Here is a 3,300-nt window from a genome sequence, read left to right as displayed (position 1 = left end):
TCATCGTGACCTTGGAACCGATGTTGCCGTCGACCCACTCCATGGTCGCGCCCGCCTGCGCGACGGCGCGCTTGGTGACCAGGTTGTAGACGTTGGCCGACCAGTTCTGGATCGTGGTGTACCGGCAGCGGGCGTTCTTCTTCACGACGATCTCGACGACCGCGGAGTGCAGCGAGTCCGACTTGTAGATCGGCGCGGTGCAGCCCTCGACGTAGTGCACGTAGGCGCCCTCGTGCGCGATCGCGCGCTTGGTGACCAGGTTGTAGACGTTGTTCGACCAGTTCTGGATCGTCGTGTAGCGAACGCGCGCGTTCTTCTTCACGATGATCTCGACGACGGCCGAGTGCAGCGAGTCGGACTTGTAGATCGGCGCGGTGCAGCCCTCGATGTAGTGCACGTAGCTGTCTTCGTCGGCGATGATGAGCGTGCGCTCGAACTGGCCCATGTTCTCGGTGTTGATCCGGAAGTAGGCCTGCAGCGGGATCTCCACGTGGACGCCCTTGGGCACGTACACGAACGAGCCGCCCGACCACACCGCGGTGTTCAGCGCGGCGAACTTGTTGTCGCCCGCCGGGATCACGGTGCCGAAGTACTCCTCGAAGAACTCGGGGTGCTCGCGCAGCGCCGTGTCGGTGTCCATGAAGATGACGCCCTGCGCCTCGAGGTCCTCACGGATCTGGTGGTACACGACCTCGGACTCGTACTGCGCGGCGACGCCGGCCACGAGGCGCTGGCGCTCCGCCTCCGGGATGCCCAGGCGCTCGTACGTGTTGCGGATGTCCTCGGGGAGGTCTTCCCAGCTCTGCGCCTGCTTCTCGGTCGAGCGGACGAAGTACTTGATGTTGTCGAAGTCGATCTCGGACAGATCGGCGCCCCAGGTCGGCATCGGCTTGCGCTGGAACAGTTGCAGGCCCTTGAGGCGGTTCTTCAGCATCCACTCGGGTTCCGCCTTCAGCGCCGAGATGTCCTTCACGACGGCGTCGCTGAGGCCGCGCTTGGCGCTGGCTCCGGCGGCATCCGCGTCGTGCCAGCCGAACTCGTACACCCCCAGCCCTTCAAGCTCGGGACGGTCGATGAGCACATCGGACATGACGCCACACTCTCCTCTGGGCCCCACGGTTCATCCGTTCCGGCATGCGAGATTCCGACGGAGGAGTTCCGAGGGGGGATGCCGCTTCTGGGGCCCGATCTCGGCGCACAGGAACGCGCGCCTACACTGTCATTGATGCGGGATGCGATCTCTGTACTGCATCCCGAACCCTTCGATTCTACAGGGTCACCTCCGACATCCGGGCCTGTGTGACCCCCGTCGGCGCTGCCGACGCACCCCTGGAGGCGCGACCCATGTCTGCCGAAGCTCCCGTTGCGACGCCCGAGAAGCGCCGGATCCTCCCCGACCGGGTGACGACCGCCGTGCGCGTGTTCGCGTGGCTCTCGTTCATCGCCGAGATCATGATCGTCGGCACCGGAGGCGCGGTGCGCCTCACCGACTCCGGACTCGGGTGCGGCTGGCCGCTGTGCACGCCCGACTCGCTGGCTCCCACGCCCGCGATGGGCATCCACTCGTTCATCGAATTCGGCAACCGCATGATGAGCGGCGTGGTCGGCATCCTCGCCCTCGTGCTGCTGATCCTCGTCTGGCGGCTGCGGCGCAGCCGCCGCGACCTCTGGTGGCTCGCCTTCGTGGTGGTGCTGGGGGTGCTCGCGCAGGCGATCGTCGGCGGCCTGTCGGTGCGCACCGACCTCAACGCCGGACTCGTCGCCTTCCACTACCTGGCCTCGATCACGCTCGTCGTCGTCTCGGCCGCGTTCCTCGCACGCATGGGCTTCACCGGCGCCCCGCGCGCCCGCGCCGTGCCCCGCTGGTTCGCGATCACCACGCACGTGACCTCGCTGGTGCTCGCCATCGTGCTGATCCTGGGCGTGACCACGACCGCGAACGGTCCGCACTCGGGCGATCCGAGCGTCGTGCGCCACGGGTTCGACGTGACGATCCTGGAGCACCTGCACGCCACGCCGGCCTATGCGCTGTTCGCCCTCACCCTGCTGCTGACCATCGCGAGCATGCTGCAGCACCTGGCGATCCGGCCCTGGATGGCGGCGCTGCTGCTGATCGAGCTCGTGCAGATCGGCATCGGCCTGTACCAGGCGCGCAGCAACCTCCCCCCGCTGTCGGTGGGCGTGCACATGGTGGTCGCCGCGGTGCTCGCCGCCGTCATGGTCGCCGTCGTGACGCGGTTGAAGACCGAGGATGCCGCCGTCGACACACGAAACGCATAGTTTTCGCAGATAGTCTCGCTGCTGCCGGCCCGTCATCGCGGCCGGTATCACCCACCCCCTGAACCTCCTGAGGAGACCTCACACAATGACCTCGCGCCCGAGCCTGGCTCGCAGCATCCCGTACATCGTGCTCGTGATCGCGTCCGTCGCCGCGACGGCGCTCGGCGCGTGGATCGTGCTGACGAAGCTCGCCTCGATGACCACGACCCTCACGGTCAACCAGCAGAGCGCCACCGCCGCGCTCGACGTCTACGGCGGCCCGGCCTGGGTCATGTTCGGCTCCGCCCTGCTGGGCGCCGGCCTGCTGGGCCTGTTCGCCGCCCTGGCCGTCGCGACGCTGCGCTCGTTCGTGCGGGCCGCCGCGGCCGACACCGCCGATGCGGATGTGACCGCGGACGGGTTCCCGGCCGTCCCGGCGGAGACGCCCGCCGAGGCCTCCGCCGAGACCGTCGCCGGCGAGCAGGAGCCGCCCGCGGCCTCCTGACGTCCTCCACGCGATGCGGGTCCCCGGTTCGGGGGCCCGCATCGCCGTTTCCGGTCAGTGTCCGGGGCGCACCGTCACGTCGGTGAGGTCGGCGTCGCGCGGCAGATCGAGCGCCGTGAGGATCGCCGTGACGACGGACTCCGGCCGGATCCAGGCCGCCGCGTCGTAGGCGGCCCCCTCCTGCTCGTGCACGCGCGCCTGCATCGGCGTGGCGGTGCGACCGGGGTAGACGGACGTGACCCGCACGCCGTTCCCGCGCTCCTCGGCGCGCAGGGCGTCGGCGAGCGCGCGCAGGCCGAACTTGCTCGCCGCGTACGCGCTCCAGTCCGGGGATGCCGCGAGCCCCGCCCCCGAGTTCACGAACACGACCCGCCCCTGCGCCTGCCGCAGGGCCGGAAGCGCCAGCCGCGTGAGCTCCGCGGGCGCGGCCAGGTTCACCGTGAGCGTCCGCTGCCAGTGCGCGGCCGTGAGGCGGGCGACCGGGCCGAGGTCGACGACGCCGGCGACGTGCAGCAGGCTGTCGAGCTGCGGCGGCA

The 3,300-nt window shown here is 69.5% G+C and carries 4 protein-coding genes; 2 read left to right on the top strand and 2 right to left on the bottom strand.

The genetic code is table 11. The annotated features are described in order from the left end of the window. A partial coding sequence (sufB, locus tag VJR25_RS00515; protein ID WP_324111419.1) for a Fe-S cluster assembly protein SufB occupies nt 1-1,090 on the bottom strand: 1,090 nt, incomplete at its 3' end. Nucleotides 1,091-1,344: 254 nt separating this feature from the next. Here sufB and VJR25_RS00510 point away from each other — a divergent pair. Then, nucleotides 1,345-2,280 (top strand): COX15/CtaA family protein, encoded by a 936-nt coding sequence (locus VJR25_RS00510; protein WP_324111417.1) that lies wholly within the window; start codon nt 1,345-1,347, stop codon nt 2,278-2,280. An 85-nt stretch (nt 2,281-2,365) separates the two neighbouring features. Beyond that, nucleotides 2,366-2,764, top strand: coding sequence for a dinucleotide-utilizing enzyme (locus VJR25_RS00505; RefSeq protein ID WP_324111414.1), 399 nt, complete (start codon nt 2,366-2,368; stop codon nt 2,762-2,764). A 54-nt stretch (nt 2,765-2,818) separates the two neighbouring features. On the opposite strand, the gene VJR25_RS00500 is transcribed toward VJR25_RS00505, so the two are convergent. Further along, on the bottom strand, nt 2,819-3,300 hold a 482-nt coding region (locus VJR25_RS00500), incomplete at its 5' end, for an SDR family oxidoreductase (RefSeq protein WP_324111412.1).

It is taken from the genome of Microbacterium sp. (assembly GCF_035277845.1).
In the GTDB taxonomy this organism is placed as follows: domain Bacteria; phylum Actinomycetota; class Actinomycetes; order Actinomycetales; family Microbacteriaceae; genus Microbacterium.
Note: the sequence above shows the minus strand (reverse complement) of the source record. Positions and strands in the feature narration are given on the sequence as shown.